Source organism: Microbacterium sp. NPDC076911, from assembly GCF_040687125.1.
In the GTDB taxonomy this organism is placed as follows: Bacteria; Actinomycetota; Actinomycetes; order Actinomycetales; family Microbacteriaceae; genus Microbacterium.
The window spans coordinates 1-21,432 of record NZ_JBFBMP010000002.1 but is presented as its reverse complement, the minus strand read 5'-3'; the positions used below and the strand labels follow the sequence as shown (position 1 = coordinate 21,432).

Annotated in this window: 21 protein-coding genes; all 21 read left to right on the top strand. The window is 61.6% G+C overall.

The window, feature by feature from the left end; all coding sequences use genetic code 11:
• Positions 1-30: 30 nt before the first annotated feature.
• The 21 genes from infC (at position 31) to AB0O81_RS02465 (ending at position 21,052) form a co-directional block, all read left to right on the top strand.
• Positions 31-651: a translation initiation factor IF-3 gene (gene infC / locus AB0O81_RS02565; protein ID WP_363581739.1), complete on the top strand. Its 621-nt coding sequence runs from the start codon at positions 31-33 to the stop codon at positions 649-651.
• Positions 652-721: 70 nt separating this feature from the next.
• Positions 722-916, top strand: coding sequence for a 50S ribosomal protein L35 (gene rpmI, locus AB0O81_RS02560; RefSeq protein ID WP_337338708.1), 195 nt, complete (start codon positions 722-724; stop codon positions 914-916).
• A 32-nt stretch (positions 917-948) separates the two neighbouring features.
• The gene (gene rplT, locus AB0O81_RS02555; RefSeq protein WP_337338707.1) at positions 949-1,329 is read left to right on the top strand and encodes a 50S ribosomal protein L20; all 381 of its coding nucleotides are present in this window, start codon (positions 949-951) and stop codon (positions 1,327-1,329) included.
• Between the two features lie 78 nt (positions 1,330-1,407).
• The gene (locus AB0O81_RS02550) at positions 1,408-2,208 is read left to right on the top strand and encodes an RNA methyltransferase (RefSeq protein ID WP_363580942.1); all 801 of its coding nucleotides are present in this window, start codon (positions 1,408-1,410) and stop codon (positions 2,206-2,208) included.
• A gap of 132 nt (positions 2,209-2,340) precedes the next feature.
• Positions 2,341-3,093: an amino acid ABC transporter ATP-binding protein gene (locus tag AB0O81_RS02545; protein ID WP_363581737.1), complete on the top strand. Its 753-nt coding sequence runs from the start codon at positions 2,341-2,343 to the stop codon at positions 3,091-3,093.
• A gap of 78 nt (positions 3,094-3,171) precedes the next feature.
• Complete coding sequence (locus AB0O81_RS02540; RefSeq protein WP_363580940.1) at positions 3,172-4,041, top strand: glutamate ABC transporter substrate-binding protein; 870 nt, start codon at positions 3,172-3,174, stop codon at positions 4,039-4,041.
• A gap of 73 nt (positions 4,042-4,114) precedes the next feature.
• Positions 4,115-4,762, top strand: coding sequence for an amino acid ABC transporter permease (locus tag AB0O81_RS02535; protein ID WP_363580938.1), 648 nt, complete (start codon positions 4,115-4,117; stop codon positions 4,760-4,762).
• Positions 4,759-5,694 carry an amino acid ABC transporter permease gene (locus AB0O81_RS02530; RefSeq protein WP_363580936.1) on the top strand — a complete coding sequence of 312 codons (936 nt, stop codon included), beginning with the start codon at positions 4,759-4,761 and terminating at the stop codon, positions 5,692-5,694. The genes AB0O81_RS02535 and AB0O81_RS02530 overlap by 4 nt, the downstream gene beginning before the upstream one ends.
• A 45-nt stretch (positions 5,695-5,739) precedes the next feature.
• Positions 5,740-6,780 carry a phenylalanine--tRNA ligase subunit alpha gene (gene pheS, locus AB0O81_RS02525; protein ID WP_363580934.1) on the top strand — a complete coding sequence of 347 codons (1,041 nt, stop codon included), beginning with the start codon at positions 5,740-5,742 and terminating at the stop codon, positions 6,778-6,780.
• Positions 6,780-9,308 (top strand): phenylalanine--tRNA ligase subunit beta, encoded by a 2,529-nt coding sequence (pheT, locus tag AB0O81_RS02520; protein ID WP_363580932.1) that lies wholly within the window; start codon positions 6,780-6,782, stop codon positions 9,306-9,308. The genes pheS and pheT overlap by 1 nt, the downstream gene beginning before the upstream one ends.
• Before the next feature lie 289 nt (positions 9,309-9,597).
• Complete coding sequence (gene argC / locus AB0O81_RS02515) at positions 9,598-10,650, top strand: N-acetyl-gamma-glutamyl-phosphate reductase (protein ID WP_363580930.1); 1,053 nt, start codon at positions 9,598-9,600, stop codon at positions 10,648-10,650.
• Positions 10,647-11,804 (top strand): bifunctional glutamate N-acetyltransferase/amino-acid acetyltransferase ArgJ, encoded by a 1,158-nt coding sequence (argJ, locus tag AB0O81_RS02510; protein ID WP_363580928.1) that lies wholly within the window; start codon positions 10,647-10,649, stop codon positions 11,802-11,804. Before argC ends, argJ begins: the two co-directional genes overlap by 4 nt.
• A complete protein-coding gene (gene argB, locus AB0O81_RS02505; protein ID WP_363580926.1) occupies positions 11,801-12,700 on the top strand; it encodes an acetylglutamate kinase in 900 nt (299 codons plus the stop codon). Before argJ ends, argB begins: the two co-directional genes overlap by 4 nt.
• Positions 12,697-13,911: an acetylornithine transaminase gene (locus AB0O81_RS02500; protein ID WP_363580924.1), complete on the top strand. Its 1,215-nt coding sequence runs from the start codon at positions 12,697-12,699 to the stop codon at positions 13,909-13,911. Before argB ends, AB0O81_RS02500 begins: the two co-directional genes overlap by 4 nt.
• Positions 13,908-14,831 carry an ornithine carbamoyltransferase gene (gene argF / locus AB0O81_RS02495; RefSeq protein WP_363580922.1) on the top strand — a complete coding sequence of 308 codons (924 nt, stop codon included), beginning with the start codon at positions 13,908-13,910 and terminating at the stop codon, positions 14,829-14,831. Before AB0O81_RS02500 ends, argF begins: the two co-directional genes overlap by 4 nt.
• Before the next feature lie 32 nt (positions 14,832-14,863).
• Entirely contained in the window at positions 14,864-15,946 is a 1,083-nt protein-coding gene (locus tag AB0O81_RS02490) for a heparan-alpha-glucosaminide N-acetyltransferase domain-containing protein (RefSeq protein WP_363580920.1), read from the top strand.
• Positions 15,947-15,994: 48 nt separating this feature from the next.
• On the top strand, positions 15,995-17,425 hold the full coding sequence (gene argH, locus AB0O81_RS02485) for an argininosuccinate lyase (protein WP_363580918.1): 1,431 nt from the start codon (positions 15,995-15,997) through the stop codon (positions 17,423-17,425).
• A 57-nt stretch (positions 17,426-17,482) separates the two neighbouring features.
• Entirely contained in the window at positions 17,483-18,127 is a 645-nt protein-coding gene (locus AB0O81_RS02480; protein WP_363580916.1) for a SatD family protein, read from the top strand.
• Positions 18,124-18,855: a hypothetical protein gene (locus AB0O81_RS02475; protein WP_363580914.1), complete on the top strand. Its 732-nt coding sequence runs from the start codon at positions 18,124-18,126 to the stop codon at positions 18,853-18,855. Before AB0O81_RS02480 ends, AB0O81_RS02475 begins: the two co-directional genes overlap by 4 nt.
• 42 nt (positions 18,856-18,897) lie before the next feature.
• Positions 18,898-20,202 carry a tyrosine--tRNA ligase gene (gene tyrS, locus AB0O81_RS02470; protein ID WP_363580912.1) on the top strand — a complete coding sequence of 435 codons (1,305 nt, stop codon included), beginning with the start codon at positions 18,898-18,900 and terminating at the stop codon, positions 20,200-20,202.
• 22 nt (positions 20,203-20,224) lie between these two features.
• Complete coding sequence (locus AB0O81_RS02465; RefSeq protein ID WP_363580910.1) at positions 20,225-21,052, top strand: DUF4184 family protein; 828 nt, start codon at positions 20,225-20,227, stop codon at positions 21,050-21,052.
• The last annotated feature ends 380 nt before the right edge of the window (positions 21,053-21,432 follow it).

The following is a 21,432-nucleotide window of genomic DNA, read 5'->3' as shown; positions in this document are numbered from 1 at the left end:
TTGCCTTCACAGTACGAAGAGGAGTTCCGCATCAGCGATCCCCGCACCAATGACCGCATCCGCGTCCCAGAGGTCCGCCTCGTAGGACCCGCGGGTGAGCAGGTCGGCGTCGTCCGCATTGAGGTCGCGCTGCGCCTCGCTCAGGAGGCCGACCTCGACCTGGTCGAAGTTGCCCCCAACTCGAAGCCTCCCGTTGTCAAGATCATGGACTACGGGAAGTTCAAGTACGAGGCCGCGCAGAAGGCTAAAGAGACCCGACGCAATCAGGCGAACACCGTTCTCAAAGAGGTTCGGTTCCGTCTGAAGATCGAAGCTCACGACTACATAACCAAACTCAAGCGCGCTGAGGGCTTCTTGCAGGCCGGCGACAAGGTCAAAGCAATGATTTTGTTCCGCGGCCGTGAGCAGTCACGACCCGAGCAGGGTGTGCGTCTGCTTCGCAAGTTCGCAGAAGACGTCGCTGAGTTTGGAACGGTCGAATCGAACCCCACGATCGATGGTCGCAACATGGTCATGGTCGTCGCCCCGCACAAGAACAAGTCCGAGGTGAAGACCGAGCAGAACGCCCAGCGTGCTGCAAACAAAGAAGCGGCACGCTCTGCGCGCACTGCTTCTCCCACCGACACACCCGACTCAGCTCCCGCCGAGTAGGGCCCCACACTCCCGCGATGCGGGATCCCGACTCCCGCTCGCGCGGGAAGTGAAACGAAGGAAGAAAGAGATGCCGAAGCAGAAGACCCACTCGGGTGCCAAGAAGCGCTTCAAGGTGACCGGTAGCGGAAAGCTGATGAAGCAGCAGGCCGGTATGCGCCACAACCTCGAGGGCAAGTCGAGCCGTCGCACCCGTCGACTCAACCAGGAGCAGGTTCTGGCTCCCGGCGACGCGAAGACCGCTAAGAAGCTCCTCGGTCTCTGAGTACCGACGCACACATTTAGGAAGTAGAAGAAATGGCTAGAGTCAAGCGGGCGGTAAACGCCCACAAGAAGCGTCGCGTCATCCTCGAACGCGCATCCGGTTACCGCGGACAGCGTTCGCGTCTTTACCGCAAGGCGAAGGAGCAGGTCACTCACTCCCTCGTTTACGCATACCGCGACCGGCGCAAGCGCAAGGGCGATTTCCGCCGCCTGTGGATCCAGCGCATCAACGCAGCTGCCCGCCAGAACGGCGTCACCTACAACCGCTTCATTCAGGGCCTTGGCCTTGCTGGCGTGCAGGTTGACCGCCGTATGCTTGCCGACCTCGCAGTCAACGATCCCGCGACTTTTGCGTCGTTGGTTGAGACCGCGAAAAGCGCACTGCCCGAGAACGTCAACGCCCCCAAGGCGTAAGTTTTCTGCGAAAGGCGTCCTCCCCCTGGGGAGGGCGCCTTTCGCGTTGCTGACACCCGTGCGCGATAGGGTGATCGTGTGCTGGAAAACCCCCGTTCCCCGCGAGTGCGTGCCGTCGCAAAGCTGACCAAGCGCAGTGCGCGTCACGAAACTGGGCTGTTTCTGCTGGAGGGACCGCAGGCTGCCCGAGAGGCGCTCGCATATCGGCCAAAGTCAGTGATCGAGCTGTTCGCCACGCAGGCAGCCATGGAACGCCATGGGGACGTTCGAGATGCCGCGCGTGACGCAGGCTTCGAGGTTGTTCTCACGACCGAGTCGGTGCTGGACGCGATGGCGGACACCGTCACCCCGCAAGGCATCGTCGCTGTCGCACGGCAGGCTCCCACATCGGTGCGCGCCGTGTTCGCGGCGTCACCAAAGCTTGTTGTCATCTGCGAAGAGATACGAGACCCCGGCAATCTGGGCACGATTATCCGCGCTGCTGACGCCGTAGGCGCTGACGCTGTCGTCCTCACTGGCCGCACGGTCGACCCGTATAACCCGAAGGTCGTGCGTGCCACAACAGGCTCGCTCTTTCATCTTCCCGTTGCGGTGGGCGTCGAGCTTCCCACCGCAATAGAGCATGCTCACGCAGCGGGTATGCAGGTAATCGCTGCCGACGTCGGGGGCGAAGACTTTCTCGCCGCACGCGGGCGATTGGCCGGACCGACAGCATGGTTGTTCGGGAACGAGGCTCGGGGCCTTCAGGACGAGCACCTTGAGCTGGCGGATTTGGCGCTGCGCTTGCCGATCTACGGGGCGGCGGAGTCATTGAATCTCGCCACAGCAGCAAGTGTGTGCCTCTACGAGACGGCGTTCGCCCAGCGATCGACGGACTGACTTCTCGCGTTCCACTCCTGTTACAACTCGGTAAAGGTCGCGTCTACTACGGGTGTCTAAACCGCGCTTCACCCCTAGGGTGAACTTGTGGCGACACCTGAATCTCCGGCGCCTGCGCCTCGTGCATCGAATATCAACGTTCGACGAGGCGAGCCGCTCGTCGTAATAGAGCACGTAGACAAGCACTACGGCGACTTGCACGTGTTGAAAGACATCAATACCACCGTGAATCGTGGCGAGGTTGTCGTGGTGATCGGCCCCTCAGGGTCTGGCAAGTCCACACTATGTCGCGCGATCAACCGACTCGAGACCATCGACTCGGGTGTGATCACCATCGATGGCGCCAAGCTGCCAGAAGAGGGCAAGGCGCTCGCCCATTTGCGCGCTGACGTTGGCATGGTCTTTCAGTCGTTCAACCTCTTCGCGCACAAGACAATCCTTGAGAACGTGACCCTTGGTCCGATCAAGGTTCGCAAGATGAAGAAGAAGGCCGCTGATGAGAAGGCCATGGCGATGCTGGATCGGGTTGGCATTGCGAACCAGGCGCAGAAAATGCCTGCACAGCTCTCGGGTGGCCAGCAGCAGCGTGTTGCGATCGCTCGATCACTGGCTATGAACCCGAAACTGATCCTGATGGACGAGCCGACAAGTGCGCTTGACCCGGAAATGATCAACGAGGTGCTCGACGTCATGGTTGGCCTTGCCGCCGAGGGGATGACAATGATCGTCGTCACCCACGAGATGGGTTTTGCCAGAAAAGCGGCCGATCGTGTGTTGTTCATGGCGGACGGCGCGATCGTTGAAGAAGCGACCCCGGAAGAGTTCTTCACCAACCCCCAGAGCGAGCGCGCCCAGGACTTCTTGTCTAAGATCCTCGAGCACTGAGAACGCTTGGCCGTTGCTAGCGGCTGAGAACCGAGAGGCGGACTGCGAAAGCGGTCCACAACAGCAAAGGACGAAGAGATGAAGCGATCGAGACTCCCGCTTATCGCGCTGGCTGTGACCGGCGCACTCGCACTCACAGCGTGCGCGGGCGACACCAGTGATGCCGAAGACACCACCGTCGAAGCTGATACCGAAATGGTCGAATTCGAGGAAGGCACCACCATGGCCGACCTCAGTGAGGCCGGCACGATCACGATCGGCACGAAGTTCGATCAGCCGCTGTTCGGCTTGAACGGACTTGACGGCCCCGAGGGCTTCGACGTCGAGATGGGTAAAATCATCGCCGCGAACCTCGGAATCGACGAAGAGAACATTGAGTGGGTCGAAGCGGTTTCTGCAAACCGTGAGCCGTTCATCGAGAACGGTGAAGTTGACATCGTCATCGCGACGTACACGATCAATGACTCTCGCAAAGAGGTCGTTTCCTTCGCTGGCCCGTACTACATGGCTGGCCAGTCGATCCTCGTGCTGGCTGACAACGACGACATCACCAGCGAAGAAGACCTCGTTGGGCAACCCGTTTGCTCGGTCACCGGTTCTACGCCGGCTGAGATGCTGACCGAGATCGGCGCTGAGCCGGTGCTGACCGATACCTACACGAACTGCCTTGAGCCGCTTCGTAACGGTGCCGTGGTTGCTGTTTCAACCGACAACGTGATCCTCGCGGGCCTCGCTGCCCAGAACGAGGGCGAGTTCAAGGTCGTCGGTGAGCCCTTCACCGACGAGCCCTACGGAATTGGACTTGCGCTCGATGACACCGAGTTCCGCATGTGGATCAACGATGTGCTCGAAGCCAGTTACGCAGATGGTTCCTACGAAGCTGCGTGGGATGCGACGGCGGGAACGGTTCTTCCGTTCATTGACCCGCCGGCAGTCGACCGCTACTGATTGATCAGATGCCTCGGCTCTGCACATGTGCAGAGCCGAGGCATCCACTTACTGACACGCGAGAGGATCACCAGTGGATCAGTACCTGAGTCTGTGGCCTACCTTCTGGGAGGGCTTTCGGATGACCCTTCTGTTGCTCGTCGCCTCGGGGATTCTTTCCCTGCTGGCTGGCACCTTGGTTGCCGCCATGCGCATCTCGCCGGTCACTGCGCTTAACGCGTTTGCCGCCCTCTACACAGAGATCGCGCGAAACACTCCGCTGACGTTGGTCTTCTTCTTCACCGCTTTCGTCCTTCCCTTTCTGGGATTGCGATGGGCGTTCGTGCCGTTGGCGATCCTCGCCCTCACCTACTACACCTCGCCGTTCGTCGCAGAGGCGCTGCGCTCGGGAATCAACGGTGTTCCCGTCGGTCAGGCAGAAGCGGCGCGAAGCATTGGCCTTGGCTTCGGACAGTCGGTGTCGTTGATCGTCTTGCCCCAGGCATTCCGCATGACAATTCCGCCGTTGATCAACGTGTTCATCGCTCTCACGAAGAACTCCTCCGTTGCCGGTGGCTTCTTCGTGCTTGAGCTGTTCGCCGTGACGCGAGCGCTCGCGAATTCGAACGGCAATATGGTCATTCCGATCCTGCTGACCGCGGCCGGTCTGTACTTGCTGATCACGGTGCCGCTCGGCCTTGTCGCGGGGCAACTTGAAAAGCGTCTGGTGGTGCAGCGATGAGCTCTGCAAATGTTCTCTTCGATGCCCCGGGGCCCCGTGCGCGCCGCGCCTCGCTCATCGGCTCGATTGTCGCGGGTGTGCTTATTCTGGGCGCAATTGTCTGGCTCATTTTCACCTTGGCGGCTGAGCGACAATCTGGTGGCATAACGCTTCCCGGCATGTTCGACTCGTCTCGATGGGAGGCGCTCGCGCAACTGCGGTTTTGGGAGATTGTCGGGGAAGGTGTCGTAGCAACCCTTTCGGCTGCGGCCATCGCTGCGGTCGGTGCGATCGCTCTTGGGATGGTCTTTTCGCTTATGCGAAGCTCCGAGATCGCGTGGGTACGCATCCCTACCGCGTGGCTCATCGAGTTCCTGCGCGGGATGCCCGTTCTGCTCATGATGCTGTTCATTCTGCTCGTTGCATCAACCGGGGCGTTCTGGGCAGTGGTTGTTGCACTCGCGCTCTACAACGGCACGTTGATTGGCGAGGCGTTGCGCGCCGGTCTTGCCTCGCTTCCGCGTGGCCAGCGCGAAGCCGCTTTGAGCGTCGGAATGGGGGTCTTCCAATCGAAGATTCTGGTTGAATTCCCGCAGGCCTTCCGGCAGATGCTTCCGATCATCGTCGCGCAACTCGTTGTGCTCCTCAAAGACACTTCGCTCGGCTATATCGTCGGCTACCACGAACTCATCCGCTCCACGATGAACCAACTGTCTGCAGCCTTGGGCAATCGCTATCTGTTCACGCTGTTTGCTGTCACTTTGGTGATCTACCTCGTGATAAATCTCTCGCTGTCATGGTTTGCGCGCTGGCTATCACGACGCACGTCTTCGGGTTACGGCTCTTCTCGCAAGGCAAAGCGCGCCGTCGGAAACATCGATCCTGATCAGGCGATTCTCGTAGCCAAAGCCAACGCGGCGGCTCGTCAATCCGACACAAACTCCGGCCGGTAGCGGACCCGTCGGATACCGGCCCGAGTCTCGGTAGACTCGACTCTCGTGTCTGACGTTCCCGAAATCACTCCCGACGCGGTTGCCGCAGCGGTGGATGCTGCATTGGCAGCCATCACCGCAGCATCCGATTCCTCCGCATTGAAGGTTGCGCGCGCTGCGCACAGCGTCGATGGCTCGCCGCTTGCGATGCTCAACGCGCAACTGCGCAACGTTCCCAACGAAAAGAAGGCCGAGTTCGGCAAGCTCGTCGGTCAAGCGCGTGGTCGCGTGAACCAAGCATTTGCCGCTCGCGAAGCTGAGATCGCCGAGGCTGAAACCGCCGCGAAGCTTGAGGCGGAACGGATCGACATCACCGCCCTCGCGGCTCGAAACCGGGTCGGTGCGCGGCACCCGCTGACGCTATTGCAGGAACAGATCGGCGACATTTTCGTCGGCATGGGGTGGGAGATTGCCGAGGGCCCCGAACTCGAACACGAGTGGTACAACTTCGACGCGCTGAACTTCGACGAAGATCACCCTGCGCGTCAAATGCAAGACACGTTCTTCGTTGATCCGGTCGCGCGTCACCTCGTGATGCGCACTCACACGAGCCCCGTGCAGGTGCGCTCCATGCTGGAGCGTGAACTGCCGATCTATGTGGTGTGCCCCGGCCGTGCGTACCGGACCGATGAGTTCGACGCGACCCACCTGCCGGTCTTCAGCCAGTTTGAGGGCCTGGTGATCGATAAAAACATCACCATGGCGCACCTCAAGGGAACCCTCGACCACATCGCCAAGGCGCTATTCGGCGCGGAGGCGAAGACACGCTTCCGCGCGAACTTCTTTCCGTTCACAGAGCCTTCCGCGGAGCTTGACCTGTGGCACCCCACATTCAAAGGGGGCGCCCGATGGATTGAGTGGGGCGGCTGCGGCATGGTGAACCCCAACGTGCTGCGAGCGGCAGGCATCGATCCCGAGGAATACTCGGGCTTCGCCTTCGGCATGGGCATTGAGCGAACGCTGATGTTCCGCAGCGACGTGAAGGATATGAGAGACATGGCAGAAGGCGACGTTCGCTTCAGCGAGCAGTTCGGGATGGTGGTCTGATGCGCGTTCCGCTCTCATGGCTTCGTGAATACGTCGATGTTGCGCCCGAGGCTACGCCCGAAGACGTCCTTGCCTCGTTGGTGTCCGTCGGCTTCGAAGAGGAAGATATTTTTCGCTCCGAGCTTCAGGGCCCCATCGTCGTTGGCGAGGTGCTCGAGTTTGTCGAAGAGCCGCAAAAGAACGGCAAGACGATTCGTTGGTGTCAGGTTCGCGTCGCACCCGATGGTGAGAATGCAGCCGATGGCGGTGACGCGGTGCACGGCATCGTGTGCGGCGCTGGCAACTTTTTCCCCGGCGACAAGGTTGTGGTGACTCTGCCCGGGTCGGTGCTGCCCGGACCTTTCCCGATCGCCGCACGCAAGACCTACGGTCACATCTCTGACGGGATGATCGCTTCTGCTCGTGAGCTCGGCCTCGGTGACGAACACGACGGCATTCTGCGCCTGGTCGAACTCGGAATCGACGCTCCTGCGGGAACCGATGCAATCGGGCTGCTGGGGCTTGACGACGTTGCGGTGGATGTAAACGTGACCCCGGACCGTGGCTACGCGCTGTCTATCCGCGGCATTGCACGAGAGTACTCGCACGCCACGGGCGCTGCCTTTCGCGACCCAGGCCTTCGCGCCGAAACCGAACTTGCTCCTGGAACGGGCTTTCCCGTTGCCGTGAACGATGAAGCTCCCATCCGCGGTCGCGTGGGCGCTTCTGAGTTCATCGTGCGTGTAGTGCGCGACGTTGACCCCACCAAGCCGACGCCAGCGTGGATGATTGCTCGGCTCACGCTCGCGGGTATTCGCTCACTCGGAATCCTCATCGACATCACGAATTACGTGATGATCGAGTTGGGCCAACCGATTCACGGCTATGACCTTGACACGCTTCAGGGCGGCATCGTGGTCCGCCGCGCGACTGCGGGCGAAAAGCTGGAAACACTCGATGGCAAGCTGCGCACGCTTGACCCCGAAGACCTGTTGATCACCGATGACTCCGGAGCGATCGGTCTTGCGGGCGTCATGGGTGGCGGTCCCACCGAGATGTCCGCATCGACACGCAACGTATTGATAGAGGCAGCGACGTTCGATACCGTCACGATCGCTCGCAGCGCTCGTCGGCATAAGCTTCCCTCGGAGGCATCTCGACGCTTTGAACGAGGCGTGGACCCCGCGGTTGCGGCCGTCGCTGCGCGCCGCGTTGCCGACCTGATGGTGCAGTACGCGGGCGGAACGCTTGACGAGAGTTTCGGGGGATCGCTCGGCAACGATATCGCCCGCACCCGCATCACGTTGCCGCGCCTATTCGTGAACGGACTCATCGGAGTCGATTACACCGATGAGGAGGTTGCGTCTTCTCTCGCGCTGATCGGTGCAGATGTCACAGGCGTGGACGCTGGGTGGAGTGTGGTGACACCGACGTGGCGCCCTGACCTCACTGACAAGTGGACGCTGGCTGAGGAGGTCGCGCGTATTCAGGGCTACGACCGCATCCCGTCGGTACTGCCCGTTCCGCCTTCGGGGCGGGGGTTCACTCCTGCGCAGCAGGGTCGTCGCCGCGTCGCAAACGCCCTCGCCGCTGCCGGTTTCGTCGAGACGCCGTCGTTTGGCTTCACTACCGCTGAGCAGAACAACCTGCATGGCTCCGCATCTGGGGCCTCAGTGCCGAGCATGAAGCTCGCCAATCCGCTTGACGGGCAGGCGCCGTTCCTGCGTCGCTCGCTGATTCCAGGCCTGTTGCAGATTGCGCACCGCAATCTGTCTCGCGGGTTCACTGATCTCGCGCTGTTCGAGTCTGGCTCAGTGTTCCTGCCGAAAGAAGGAGTGCAGTACGGCACGGCGTTCATTCCGCCGCTCGCTGTAAGGCCGTCTGCCTCGACACTGGCTGAGCTCGATGAATCGATCCCACCGCAGCCTCGTTTTGTCGCGATGTTGCTTACGGGAAACGTTGTGGCCAAGCAGCCGGGACACCCCGCGGTCGGCGCTGACCTTGGCCATGCGCTCGACGCGGTGCGTACCGTTGCCTCCGCGGCTGGCGTGAGCATCGATGTCATGCAGTCGAAGCGCGCGGCTCTGCACCCGGGCCGTGCGGGCACGCTCACCGTTGACGGTCGTGAGGTGGGCTGCATCGGTGAGCTGCTTCCCTCGGTATCACAGGCGGCAGATTTACCTGGCCGCGTCATCGTGGCGGAGCTCAATCTCGATCTGGTGATCTCACTCGCTGGCGAAAAAGTTGTTGCCGGGTCGCTGTCGGGCTTTCCCGCAGCCACCCAAGATGTGTCTCTGGTGGTTGACATCGATGTTCCGGCAGCCGAGGTGCGCTCAGCCTTCGCAGACGGCGCGGGGGAGTTGCTCGAGGCCGTTCGCCTCGTCGATGACTATCGTGGCCAGGGCCTCCCTGAGGGCGCGAAAAGCCTGACGTTCGCGTTGCGCTTTCGCGCGGGCGATCGCACCCTCACGGCTGCTGACGCCACCGAAGCAAAACTTGCCGGTGTCACGGCCGTCGCCGAGCGGTTCGGGGCGACGCTACGCGAGTAACACCAATGAAGGGTGATCGATCCGCGCGCAAGGGTGCGGATCGATCACTGATTTGCGGTTGTGGTGAAAACGCGGCTATGGTCGGCGCATGCCTTCGGCCTTCATGGGACTCTCGACGCTCACCGCGTGCGTCGCTCCCGCACGCCGACGCCGCAGCCGCCGACTCTAGGCGACCTCGCCTTCAGTTCCCGCATGGAACGAGTGAGCGTCGCCGTCTCTGGCCCATTTGTGGGCCCTTGAGCGGACTTGCGAGCCAGCCAAGGGCCATCCAGACCCTAAGGTGGAATCCATGACATATTCGGTCGCCGTATCCGGTGCGTCCGGCTATGCGGGCGGTGAGATCCTACGGATACTCGCCGCGCATCCCGATGTTGAGATCCGCACCGTGACCGCGCACTCCAACGCAGGACAGCCGCTTATCGCGCATCAGCCGCATTTGCGCTCGCTTGCGCATCTCACGTTGAGTGAGACCACACCCGAGGTGGTATCCGGCCACGACATCGTGTTTCTTGCGTTGCCGCACGGCCAGTCCGGCCAGTACACCGATGCGCTCGGAGCGACACCGCTCGTTATCGATGCAGGTGCAGACCATCGCCTGGAGTCGGTGGATGCCTGGGACAAGTTCTACGGCGGTGAGTTCCACGAACCTTGGAGCTATGCCGTCCCAGAACTGCTGGTGGGCGGGGCGAAGCAACGCGAACGGCTGATCGGTGCTTCGCGCATCGCCGCGCCAGGCTGCAACGCCTCCACGGTGAGCTTGAGCCTCGCGCCGGGCGTCGCAGCAGGCGTGATCGATTCCTCTGACATCGTCAGTGTGCTTGCCGTCGGACCCTCAGGAGCGGGCAAGGCGCTCAAAGCCAACCTGCTCGCAAGCGAGATCCTCGGCTCGGCGAACCCATACGCAGTGGGCGGCACTCACCGTCATATCCCCGAGATTCAGCAGGCGCTTGCGGCGGCATCCGGTCAGGAGCCGACCAGCATCCGGATCTCCTTCACCCCGGTGCTGGTGCCTATGGCTCGAGGCATTTTGGCGACATCAACAGCACCGATCGCGCGGGACGTGAGTGATCTCGAAATCCGCCAGGCGTGGGAAGCGGCGTATGCCGATGAAGCGTTCGTGCAGCTGCTTCCGGAGGGACAGTTCCCGCGGACGGCAGATGTCATCGGTGCGAATACCGCGTTGATCGGTCTGGCAATCGATCGTGACGCGAATCGAGTTGTTGTGGTCACCGCGGTCGACAACCTTGTCAAAGGCACCGCTGGCGCGGCAGTCCAATCCATGAACATCGCGCTGGGGCTTCCCGAAGCAACAGCGCTCTCGATGAACGGAGTCGCGCCGTGAGCGTCACCGCACCAGCAGGATTTGAAGCAGCCGGGGTTGCCGTCGGTCTGAAGTCCAGTGGAAAGCCTGATGTCGCTCTGGTCGTCAACCGTGGCCCGCTGAAGGTGGGGGCGGCGGTGTTCACGAGCAACCGCGCCAAAGCGAACCCGATCATGTGGTCGCAGCAGGTGATTCAGGATGGCGTCGTCGAGGCAATCATCCTCAACTCCGGCGGTGCGAACTGCTTTACGGGCACCTTCGGGTTCCAGACGACGCATCAGACCGCGGAAAAGGTCGCCACGGAACTCGGTGTGAGCGCGGGGGATATCGTCGTCTGCTCCACTGGCCTGATCGGCACCGGCGACGAACTGTTTCGTTCACGGGTACTCGAAGGCGTCTCGCAATCCGCGGCGTCATTGAGCGTTGACGGGGGAGTGGCAGCTTCCGAGGCGATTATGACGACCGACTCCAAAGCGAAGAGATCAGTGGCTACTCGCGATGGGTGGTCGATCGGTGGAATGGCGAAGGGCGCCGGGATGCTGGCACCTGGGCTAGCCACGATGCTCGTCGTCATCACGACAGACGCGGTGCTCGACGCACCCCAGGCCGACGCACATCTTCGCGACGCGACGAGAGTGAGTTTTGATCGTTTGGATTCGGACGGCTGTATGTCGACCAATGACCAGGTCACGCTCATGGTCAGCGGTGCCAGTGGCGTCACACCGTCTGCGACGGAGTTCGGTGCGGCGCTCGCCGAGGTGTGCCTTGACCTGTCGCGCCAACTGCAGGGCGATGCAGAGGGAGCGAGTCATGACATCACCATCGAGGTTGTCAATGCCGCGTCCGAGCAGGATGCCGTCGAAGTTGGCCGCTCGGTCGCTCGAAACAACCTGTTCAAGGCTGCGATCTTCGGCAACGACGCCAACTGGGGCCGTGTTCTCGCGGCCATCGGCACTACCGATGCTGCCTTTGATCCCTACGACGTCGATGTGTGGATGAATGGCGTCCGCGTGTGCACAGCTGGCGGGCCCGACCGCCCGCGTGAAGACGTGGATCTCACGCCTCGTGCAACCGACCTTGTCATTGACCTCAAGGTGGGCGATTTCACCGCGACCATTCTCACCAACGACCTCACTCACGACTATGTTCACGAGAACAGTGCATATTCCTCATGACTGATATTCAAGACACCGATCCCGCTGAGGCGAGCAACAAGGCCGTCACGATGATCGAGTCGCTGCCCTGGCTGCGTCGCTACAGCGACCAGATCATTGTGATCAAGTACGGCGGCAACGCCATGGTGAGCGAAGAGCTCCAAGATGCTTTCGCCGCCGACATTGCCTATCTGAGATATGTCGGGGTGAAGCCGGTAGTCGTTCACGGCGGCGGTCCGCAGATATCTTCGATGCTTGATCGCTTGGCTATTCCGAGCGAGTTCAAGGGCGGCTACCGCGTAACAAGCACTGAGGCCATCACGGTCGTGCGGATGGTGCTGACCGGGCAGATCAACCCTCAGCTCGTCAGTAAGATCAACGCTCACGGTCCGGTGGCTACCGGGCTCAGCGGTGAAGATGCGGGTCTGTTCGGGGGACGCAGACGTGGCGTTACGGTTGACGGCATCGAGCACGACCTTGGCCGCGTCGGCGACGTCGTCGAAGTCGACCCCCAACAGGTGCTCGACCAGTTAGCAGCCGGTCGTATTCCGGTGATCTCAAGTATCGCGCCCGATCTCGACAATCCCGGACATTCGCTCAACGTGAACGCTGATGCCGCAGCATCCGCTCTCGCTGTTGCTTTGGGCGCCGTCAAGCTTGTCGTGCTGACCGACGTTGCCGGCCTCTACGCCGACTGGCCTAATCGCGACTCGCTGGTGTCGCACCTCAACTCCAGTGAACTGCACGCGCTATTGCCCTCGCTGGAGTCAGGCATGATTCCGAAGATGGCGGCATGTCTGCAAGCGGTCGAAGGGGGAGTGGAAAAGGCTGCGATCATCGACGGTCGCGTGCCCCACTCGGTGCTGGTAGAGATCTTCACCAGCAAGGGAATCGGAACTGAGGTGGTAGCCGGATGAGCTGGCAAGATGACGCCGGACGAGATCTCGTTCGCAGCTTCGGTCCTCGAATGGCAATGTTCACGCGCGGTCAGGGCGCCTACCTCTGGGACGACCAGGGCAAGCAGTACCTCGACTTCCTCGCGGGCATCGCGGTTAATTCCCTCGGCCACGCACACCCCGTCTTCGTGAACGCTATCTCCGACCAAGCGGCCACGCTCGCTCACGTCTCGAATTACTTCGCCACTGAGCCGCAGCTTGCGCTTGCTGCCACGCTCAAGCGCCTCGCCGGTACCGGCGACGACGGACGCGTTTACTTCGGAAACTCCGGCGCAGAGGCGAACGAAGCTGCCTTCAAACTGGCGCGACTCCATGGTGGTGCTGACCGCCCTCGCATTCTGGCGTTCGCGAATGCATTCCATGGACGCACCATGGGCACGCTCGCATTGACCGGCAAGCCGGCGATGCAAGAGCCGTTCCTGCCAATGGCGCCCGGCGTGGAGTTCATCGACACGACCATCGAAGCGCTTGAGGCAGCTCTCGATGACCGTGTCGCCGCCGTCTTCATCGAACCGATCAAGGGCGAAGCGGGAGTGATCGACCTTCCCGCGGGCTTCCTCTCGGCGGCGCGCGCGCTCACGGAGCGGCATGGTGCCCTCTTGATCATCGACGAGATTCAGACTGGCGCTGGTCGTACCGGCGAGTGGTTTGCTTTTCAGCACGAGGGCATCACGCCTGATGCGATCACCGTTGCCAAGGGGATCGGTGGTGGCTTCCCGATTGGCGCGCTCATCACCTTCCCCGCGGCGAGCGACCTGTTCTACCCGGGCACCCATGGCTCGACGTTCGGCGGAAATGCGCTTGGCACGGCAGTAGCCCACGCGGTGCTCGGCGAGATCGAGGATGCTGAGCTAGTGCGCAATGCGGCGGAGCGTGGTGCGCAGCTGCGCGATGCGATCGAAGCAATTGACTCCGAGCTGATCACGGGCTGCCGTGGGCGCGGGCTGCTCGTCGGCGTCGGGCTTGCACAGCCGGTGGCGAAGGCACTGGTTGAAGCTGCTCAAGTGCACGGGCTGATCATCAACGCCCCAAACGACGAGACGATTCGCCTCGTCCCCGCTCTCACTATCGGTGACGTCGAGATCGACGAATTCATTGAACTATTCACGGCGTCACTGCGCACGGTCGAAGACGCGTTGCTGATTGACACCCCGATGGAGGAATCCGCATGACCCGCCACCTGTTGCGTGACGACGATCTGACCACGGCAGAGCAGTCCGAGATCCTCGACCTTGCGATCGAACTGAAGAAGGATCGCTTCGCTGTCAAGGCGCTCGAAGGTCCACAGACTGTCGCGGTTATCTTCGACAAGTCCTCAACGCGCACGAGGGTTTCGTTCGCTGTGGGGATCGCTGACCTTGGCGGATCCCCCCTGATCATCTCAACAGCCAACAGCCAACTCGGCGGCAAAGAGACACCCGCCGACACCGCGCGTGTGCTCGAGCGCCAGGTAGCGGCAATCGTGTGGCGCACCTACGCCCAGGCGGGCTTAGAGCAAATGGCACTGGGCACAACAGTTCCCGTCGTCAATGCGCTGAGCGATGACTTCCACCCTTGTCAGCTGCTCGCTGACCTGCTCACCATTCGCGAGCACAAGGGCGACCTCAAGGGCCTTACGCTCACTTTCTTCGGTGACGGCAAATCTAATATGGCGCACTCGTACATTTTGGCTTGCGTCACCGCGGGAATGCATGTGCGTGTCACGTCTCCGGAGGCGTACTCTCCTCGTGCCGACGTCATTGCTGATGCCGACCGTCTCGCGGCTACGACTGGCGGCTCGGTGGCTCTTTACACCGATGCGAATGAAGCGGCCGCGGGCGCTGACGTCATCGTGACCGATACCTGGGTATCGATGGGCAAAGAAGAAGAGAAGCTCTCGCGACTTCGTGACCTAGGCGCCTACAAGGTAACGGCGGAAACGATGACGATGGCTAAAGACGACGCCATCTTCATCCACTGTCTCCCCGCTGATCGCGGATACGAGGTCGATGCCGAAGTCATCGATGGTCCCCAGAGTGTCGTCTGGGACGAAGCAGAGAACCGTTTGCACGCACAGAAGGCACTGCTCGTTTGGCTGCTACGCCAGAAGTGATCCCCCGGGATGGGTGGCTCGAGAGTCGATGGATGCGGCTCAACGGTCCGAGCCGAATTGCCGGCGTCGACCTGGCACGCGGGTTGGCAATTCTCGGCATGCTGGCGGCCCACTTGCTGTGGATTCGTGAACCCCTTGCCCTGACCGACCCGACCACGTGGATCGCCGTCGTCGAAGGGCGTTCGTCGATTCTGTTTGCGACGCTCGCTGGTGTATCGATCGCGCTGGTATCCGGTGCGCGCGTGCCGCTCGTTGGAGAGGCTCGCCATCGGGCGCAGCTGCGGCTCTGTACCCGAGCCTTCGCGCTCTGGCTCCTTGGCTTGGCGCTGATCTTCACGGGAGTGCCGGTCTATGTGATCCTTCCGGCGTACGCGCTTCTTTTTTTGCTTGCGACCATGCTTGTTCCGCTCGGCGCGCGATCGCTTCTGATCGTCGCACTCGTGTTGGCTGCGGTGATGCCGTTCGTTCAGGTTGTGCTGGATGCTTTGCCGATATGGACGACCTCCATCGGAAACGATGTTTCGCTGGCTATCGGTTGGCACTATCCGTTTACTACGTGGATCGCGTTCGTTGCGGCAGGTATGGCCGTGGCGCGCGCGGGCATCACGCGATTGAAAGTCCAAGGGTGGATGCTGGTGATGGGCGCGGCGTTGGCCACCGCGGCTGCGGCGCTTGATGCCGTTTCAGGCGCACGTGGTCTGCCGACATCGTTTTGGCAAGCGTTGTGGACAGGTGAGGCGCATTCGACCGGCCTCTTAGAGGTATGGGGCTCGGGCGGCTTCGCGATGTTCGTGATCGCGCTGTGCCTGCTCGCCTCTCGCACCATTCTCACGTGGGTGGTGTTGCCGCTGCGTGCGCTCGGAGCGATGCCGCTCACGGCGTACACCGTGCAGATCGTCGCCTGGGCGATCGTAGCGACCGTGCTGTTGGGCAGCCCCGGCAATCTGGCGGCGTTCCGCGAACTCGAGCCGTTCTGGCCGCTCACTCTCTGCACGATCGTGGGATGCACGGCATGGGCTCTGTTGATTGGCCGTGGCCCGCTGGAATGGGCGCTCGACCGCTTGGCTAAAGTTGCCGTTCCCACGCCGTCGCACGAGTCGGCGCGCAGCCACTGAGACGTGAGCGGGGCGGTCACCACGGGCGTGCTCCCGTAGGCTGGGCATGTGAGTGACAACAAGGGTGACGGTACAAACGAGGGCGCGCTATGGGGCGCCCGTTTCGCGACGGGGCCGTCGCCTGAACTGGCCGAGCTGAGCCGTTCGACGCATTTCGACTGGGATCTGGCGCTCTACGACATCGCGGGTTCTCACGCCCACGCCAAGGCGCTGGCATCGGCGGGGTATTTGACCGAAGATGAAGAGCGCACGATGCACGACGGCCTCGATGCTCTCGCCGCCGGCATCACCGATGGTTCGCTGATGCCCACACCGGCCGATGAAGACGTGCACGGTGCACTCGAGCAGGCGCTCATTGGCGTCGTCGGTGCAGATGTGGGCGGGAAGCTTCGTGCTGGCCGCAGCCGGAACGACCAGATCGCGACCCTGGTGCGGCTGTATCTGATCGACCATTCTCGCTCGATCGCGCGGGAGGTTCTGCGTCTCATCGATGCGCTTGTCGCTCAGGCCGAGGCGCACGCCGAAGCGATCATGCCCGGCCGCACGCACCTGCAGCACGCGCAGCCGGTGCTATTGGCCCATCATCTGCAGGCCCACGCGTGGCCTCTCGTGCGAAACCTTGAGCGGCTTGTCGACTGGTCAGCGCGCGCCAGCGTGTCACCGTATGGCGGTGGTGCGCTCGCCGGATCGACGCTGGGGCTTGACCCGCAACTCGTCGCATCTGAGCTAGGACTTGCCCGCCCCTCTGAGAACTCTCTCGATGGCACGGCGGCACGCGACGTGGTGGCTGAGTTCGCCTTCATCACCGCGATGATCGGTATCGACCTTTCCCGCTTTTCGGAAGAGATCATCCTGTGGAACACGCGTGAGTTCGATTTTGTCACGCTCGACGACGGCTATTCCACCGGCTCAAGCATCATGCCGCAAAAGAAGAACCCAGACATCGCTGAGCTGGCACGAGGCAAGGCAGGCCGTCTGATTGGCAACCTCACCGGCCTGCTCGCGACGCTCAAAGCGCTGCCGCTCGCCTACAACCGTGATCTGCAAGAAGACAAAGAGCCGGTTTTCGACTCAGTCCGCACTCTTGAAACGGTGCTGCCCGCCTTTGCGGGGATGGTGGCGACGCTGCGCTTCAATACCGAACGCATGGCTGAGTTAGCGCCGCAAGGGTTCTCGCTTGCAACGGATGTGGCCGAATGGCTCGTGAAGCAGGGCGTTCCCTTCCGCGATGCACATGAGATCTCAGGACACTTGGTGCGAGTGTGCGAAGAGAACGACCTTGAACTCCACGAGGTCACCGATGAGCAGCTGGCCGAGGTTTCGTCTCACTTGACGCCCGCGGTGCGAGAAGTGCTCACGATCGAAGGATCGGTGGCCAGTCGAACGGGGGTCGGTGGCACCGCACCGGTGCGGGTAGCCGAGCAGCGCCATGAGCTCGTGGAGCGGGCGCAAAGTGCAGCACACTCGCTCGGCCTATAACTCTATTAAATAAGAGAAAGCCTTATATTGTAGGAATATAAGGAGTACGCTGACAGTATGACCATCGCTGTGATCGCAGACATCGTGGGCTCGCGGCGCCTTGCCGATCGTGCGGACGCGCAGCGCGCGCTCGAAGACGCAATCGCTCAGGTCGAGCATGACTACCCGGTTGCCATGCAACCGTTGCGCCCCACAGTGGGGGATGAGTTGCAAGCGCTGTTCCCCACGATAGAAACGTCACTTTGCAGCATCCTGCTGTTGCAGCTTGCTCTTCCTGAGTCGATCCGTTGTCGTTTCGGAATCGGCATTGGCGAGGTAGGCACCATCGCATCCACGACGGGTGCACTCCCCGATGGTCCAGGCTGGTGGGCGGCGCGTGAGGCGATCAACAAGGTTCACGCTCTCGAACAGCGCACCGCGCCGACCGCGCGCGCCTGGATTGTCGCAGCCCAGGGTCAACATGAAGGAGTGCACTCCTCGACATCGATGGCGAACGCCTATCTGCTCAGCCGCGACGAAATCGTCTCGGCAATGAGCGCGCGTGCCCGACGCTTGACCTACGGTCGATGCATCAATTCGAAGCAGAGCGACCTTGCACGCGCTGAAGGCATCTCTCAACCCGCGGTCTCGCAAGCGCTCGCCGCAGCGGGTTCGGCCGCAGTCGTCGAGGGCTTCTTCGCTCTGTCTGGATCAGTGTCGTGATCTTCGCCGCACTATCGTTGCTCGCGGTGGGCACCGCCGATTTAGTGCGCCGGTTCGTATCAGTCAAGAGGCGTTGGATCGGCTACGCCCTGCTCGCGCTCTTGACGATCGTGCTCGGCGCCGGTGTGGATGGCGGAGTAGCCGCATTTATCGCGATCTCGGCCGCCGCGTTGTGGCTGTTGACGATGCCTGCTGACGGCACCAGTCGCAGTGGCTTCTGGCCTGTTGCTGCTCTCGCAGTGCTGTGCACGACCGCAATCGCCGCATTCGCACCTCGGAGCGGTGTCGGCTACTTCGCGGATCTCTTTATCGCAAGCGGCGCGTTCGAAGGCGTCGGTGTTGACCTCGCGTTGCTGATCGCCGGAGTGGGGGTGTTTTTGCTTGAATCGAGCAATGTCATCGTGCGCACCGCCCTGCGCAGCGAGAATGCGGTATCCGTCGAAACTCACACCGTTGCGCCCTCAGGCGCGACGCCGACCTTGAAAGGCGGACGACTCATCGGTCCGCTCGAGAGGATTCTCGTTTTCGCACTGACGCTGGCTGGCGCGTACACGTTGCTGGCGGCGGTGCTCGCGGCAAAGGGAATCGTGCGGTTTCCTGAGATCTCGCGCGACACCGATACTGGCGGCCGCGCCGAGTATTTTCTCGTAGGTAGCCTCGTCAGCTGGGTTATTGCGCTCGCGTGCGCTGGGTTGGTGTGGTGGGGAAGCGGTATCGCCCTCGTCTAGCCACGGCGGTGGCAGCATCCACTCGCTGATAACCTGGCAGGCGTGTCAAATGCCCCGCTGAGCACGACTGTGCCCGCCAACGATTCATCATTCGAGAACGTCTGGGACGAGATCGTATGGCGTGGTCTCGTGCACGTATCCACTGACCAAGAGTCGCTACGCGCGCTGCTGGCGGGGGATCCGATCACGTATTACTGCGGTTTTGACCCGACGGCGCCGAGCCTGCACCTGGGAAACCTTGTGCAGCTACTCCTACTGCGCCGGCTTCAACTAGCCGGCCACAAGCCACTCGGCCTGGTTGGCGGATCGACAGGTCTCGTCGGTGACCCGCGGCCCTCGGCGGAGCGGACGCTCAACACTCCCGAGACCGTGGCGAAGTGGGTAGGTGACCTGCGCGCACAGGTTGAACGCTTTCTCAGTTTCGAGGGCGACAATGCCGCCCGAATGGTCAACAACCTCGACTGGACAGCGCCGATGAGTGCCATCGATTTTCTGCGCGAGATCGGCAAGCACTACCGCGTCGGCACCATGCTCAAGAAAGACGCCGTCGCTGCTCGCCTCAACTCTGAAGCGGGTATCAGCTATACCGAGTTCAGCTACCAGATTCTGCAGGGTCTCGATTTTCTCGAGCTCTACCGTCAGTACGACTGCGTGATGCAGACCGGCGGAAGCGACCAGTGGGGCAACCTAACCAGCGGCACCGATCTCATTCATCGCGTTGAAGGTGCCTCTGCGCACGCTATTGGCACGCCGCTGATCACCAACAGTGATGGCACCAAGTTCGGCAAGAGCGAGGGCAATGCCATTTGGCTGGATGCTGGGATGTGCAGTCCATACCGGATGTACCAGTTCTGGCTGAACACCGACGACGCTGACGTGATCTCGAGGCTGAAAGTTTTCACCTTCCTCACGCGGGCCGAGATCGAAGAGTACGAACAGCTCGTCGCGAGCGAGCCATTTCGTCGCGCCGCTCAAAAGCGATTGGCGCTGGAAGTGACGGCCTTCGTGCACGGTCTGGAGGCAACCTCGGCGGCCATCGCGGCATCTGACGCTCTCTTCGGTCAAGGTGATCTCGCTGCTCTCGATGCGGCCACGTTGCAGACCGCTCTTGAAGAACTGCCAAACGCCACGATTCCCGTAGACACAGGCATTCTGCAAGCGCTGGTTGATACCGGACTCGTCGCGAGCATTTCGGAAGGCCGGCGCGCAGTCAGCCAGGGTGGAGTTTCGCTCGACGGAGTAAAGGTCACCGATGAGTCGGTCGTTGTCACGGGGTCACTTCCCGGGGGAGTATCTGTGCTGCGTCGCGGTAAGAAGACGCTTGCTGGTGTGTTTATCGCGCGATGACACCCGGTACTGACCGCTAACCATGCCATTCACGCCGAGTCACGCAGTGGTTGCGTTGCCTTTTGTGCGCACGCAGCTGGTGCCTGCGGCTATCGCTATCGGCTCGATGACGCCGGATATGCCGTTGTTCGTGCGGGGCCTCCCGCTTGATTACGGCAGAACTCACGATTTGCCGTGGCTGCCGGCGACGATGATGCTTGCGCTTGTGTTGCTTCTGGTGTGGCGCTGCATATTGCGTCCCGCGACGCGCAATCTGTCACCGCGATGGCTGGCAGTGAGACTTCCCGCGGAGTGGGATTCGGGCGCAGCAGCAGGTTTTCGAGAGACATTCTTCGTGACGGTGCAAAACGGCCGGCAGCGCGTTCGCGGCGTGGGTCTGCTCATGCTCGCTTTTTCCTTGGGCCTTGGTGTGCTGTCACACGTTGTCTGGGACCTGTTCACGCACGAAGGCCGCGTCGGGGTCAATGCGATTCCTGCTCTAGACCAGCAGTGGGGGCCACTTCTCGGCTACAAGTGGTTGCAGCACGGTTCGAGCGCGGTGGGTCTGGCAATCATCGCGATCTGGATGCTGCTCTGGTTGCGTCGCGCCGATGTATCGCCCACACCTGCATTGATGTCTTCGTGGGTGCGGTGGACATGGTGGCTTTCGCTTCCCGCTATCTTGCTCATCGCGTGGATCGCCGGGTTGCACCAGTGGGGTCCGCTCACGACGGACTTCACCGTGGCGCATCTTGCCTATCGAGTGCTTCCTCCTGCGTGCGCAATCTGGGGAGTGGGCACACTCGTGCTCGCGATCTTGGTTCAGTCGTGGCAGGGCAATCGGGCACGTGAATCAAAGACAGCAGGCTGAGAACCACGAGTTTCCGCGGAATCTGGGCGCGACACGCCCGGGGGGAGGTGGTGATTTGCCGGATGCTGAATCCCCGCGTAAGTTATTACTTGTTCGCCCCACAGGGAAGAGCAGAGGCCCAGAGCCTCAGCCCCCTCAAGCGGAGAACAAACCTCCTTCCTTTTACTCTTTCACTTCGGTGGTTTTGTGTTTAGGATGGTGGTCTTCCCTTCGTGGACCGCGGTCGTCGATTCCTGCTGAGTTTTGCTCGGCGCGTCGATTTGACAGACGGAACGAAGGGGATAAGATTGTGAAGTTGCCCTTCTGGCGAGGCTGTGAAGCTGAGTGGGAGGTGCGTCCGATCCTTGAGAACTCAACAGCGTGCACTTGTCAAATGCCAA

Excerpts from the sequence above, each read along its gene's own strand:
- AB0O81_RS02480 (WP_363580916.1), top strand. The coding sequence starts at position 17,483 with ATGACCATCGCTGTGATCGCAGACATCGTGGGCTCGCGGCGCCTTGCC.
- argF (WP_363580922.1), top strand. The coding sequence starts at position 13,908 with ATGACCCGCCACCTGTTGCGTGACGACGATCTGACCACGGCAGAGCAG.
- AB0O81_RS02490 (WP_363580920.1), top strand. The coding sequence starts at position 14,864 with ATGCGGCTCAACGGTCCGAGCCGAATTGCCGGCGTCGACCTGGCACGC.
- argB (WP_363580926.1), top strand. The coding sequence starts at position 11,801 with ATGACTGATATTCAAGACACCGATCCCGCTGAGGCGAGCAACAAGGCC.
- argC (WP_363580930.1), top strand. The coding sequence starts at position 9,598 with ATGACATATTCGGTCGCCGTATCCGGTGCGTCCGGCTATGCGGGCGGT.
- AB0O81_RS02465 (WP_363580910.1), top strand. The coding sequence starts at position 20,225 with ATGCCATTCACGCCGAGTCACGCAGTGGTTGCGTTGCCTTTTGTGCGC.
- rplT (WP_337338707.1), top strand. The coding sequence starts at position 949 with ATGGCTAGAGTCAAGCGGGCGGTAAACGCCCACAAGAAGCGTCGCGTC.
- AB0O81_RS02540 (WP_363580940.1), top strand. The coding sequence starts at position 3,172 with ATGAAGCGATCGAGACTCCCGCTTATCGCGCTGGCTGTGACCGGCGCA.
- AB0O81_RS02500 (WP_363580924.1), top strand. The coding sequence starts at position 12,697 with ATGAGCTGGCAAGATGACGCCGGACGAGATCTCGTTCGCAGCTTCGGT.
- AB0O81_RS02530 (WP_363580936.1), top strand. The coding sequence starts at position 4,759 with ATGAGCTCTGCAAATGTTCTCTTCGATGCCCCGGGGCCCCGTGCGCGC.
- rpmI (WP_337338708.1), top strand. The coding sequence starts at position 722 with ATGCCGAAGCAGAAGACCCACTCGGGTGCCAAGAAGCGCTTCAAGGTG.
- pheT (WP_363580932.1), top strand. The coding sequence starts at position 6,780 with ATGCGCGTTCCGCTCTCATGGCTTCGTGAATACGTCGATGTTGCGCCC.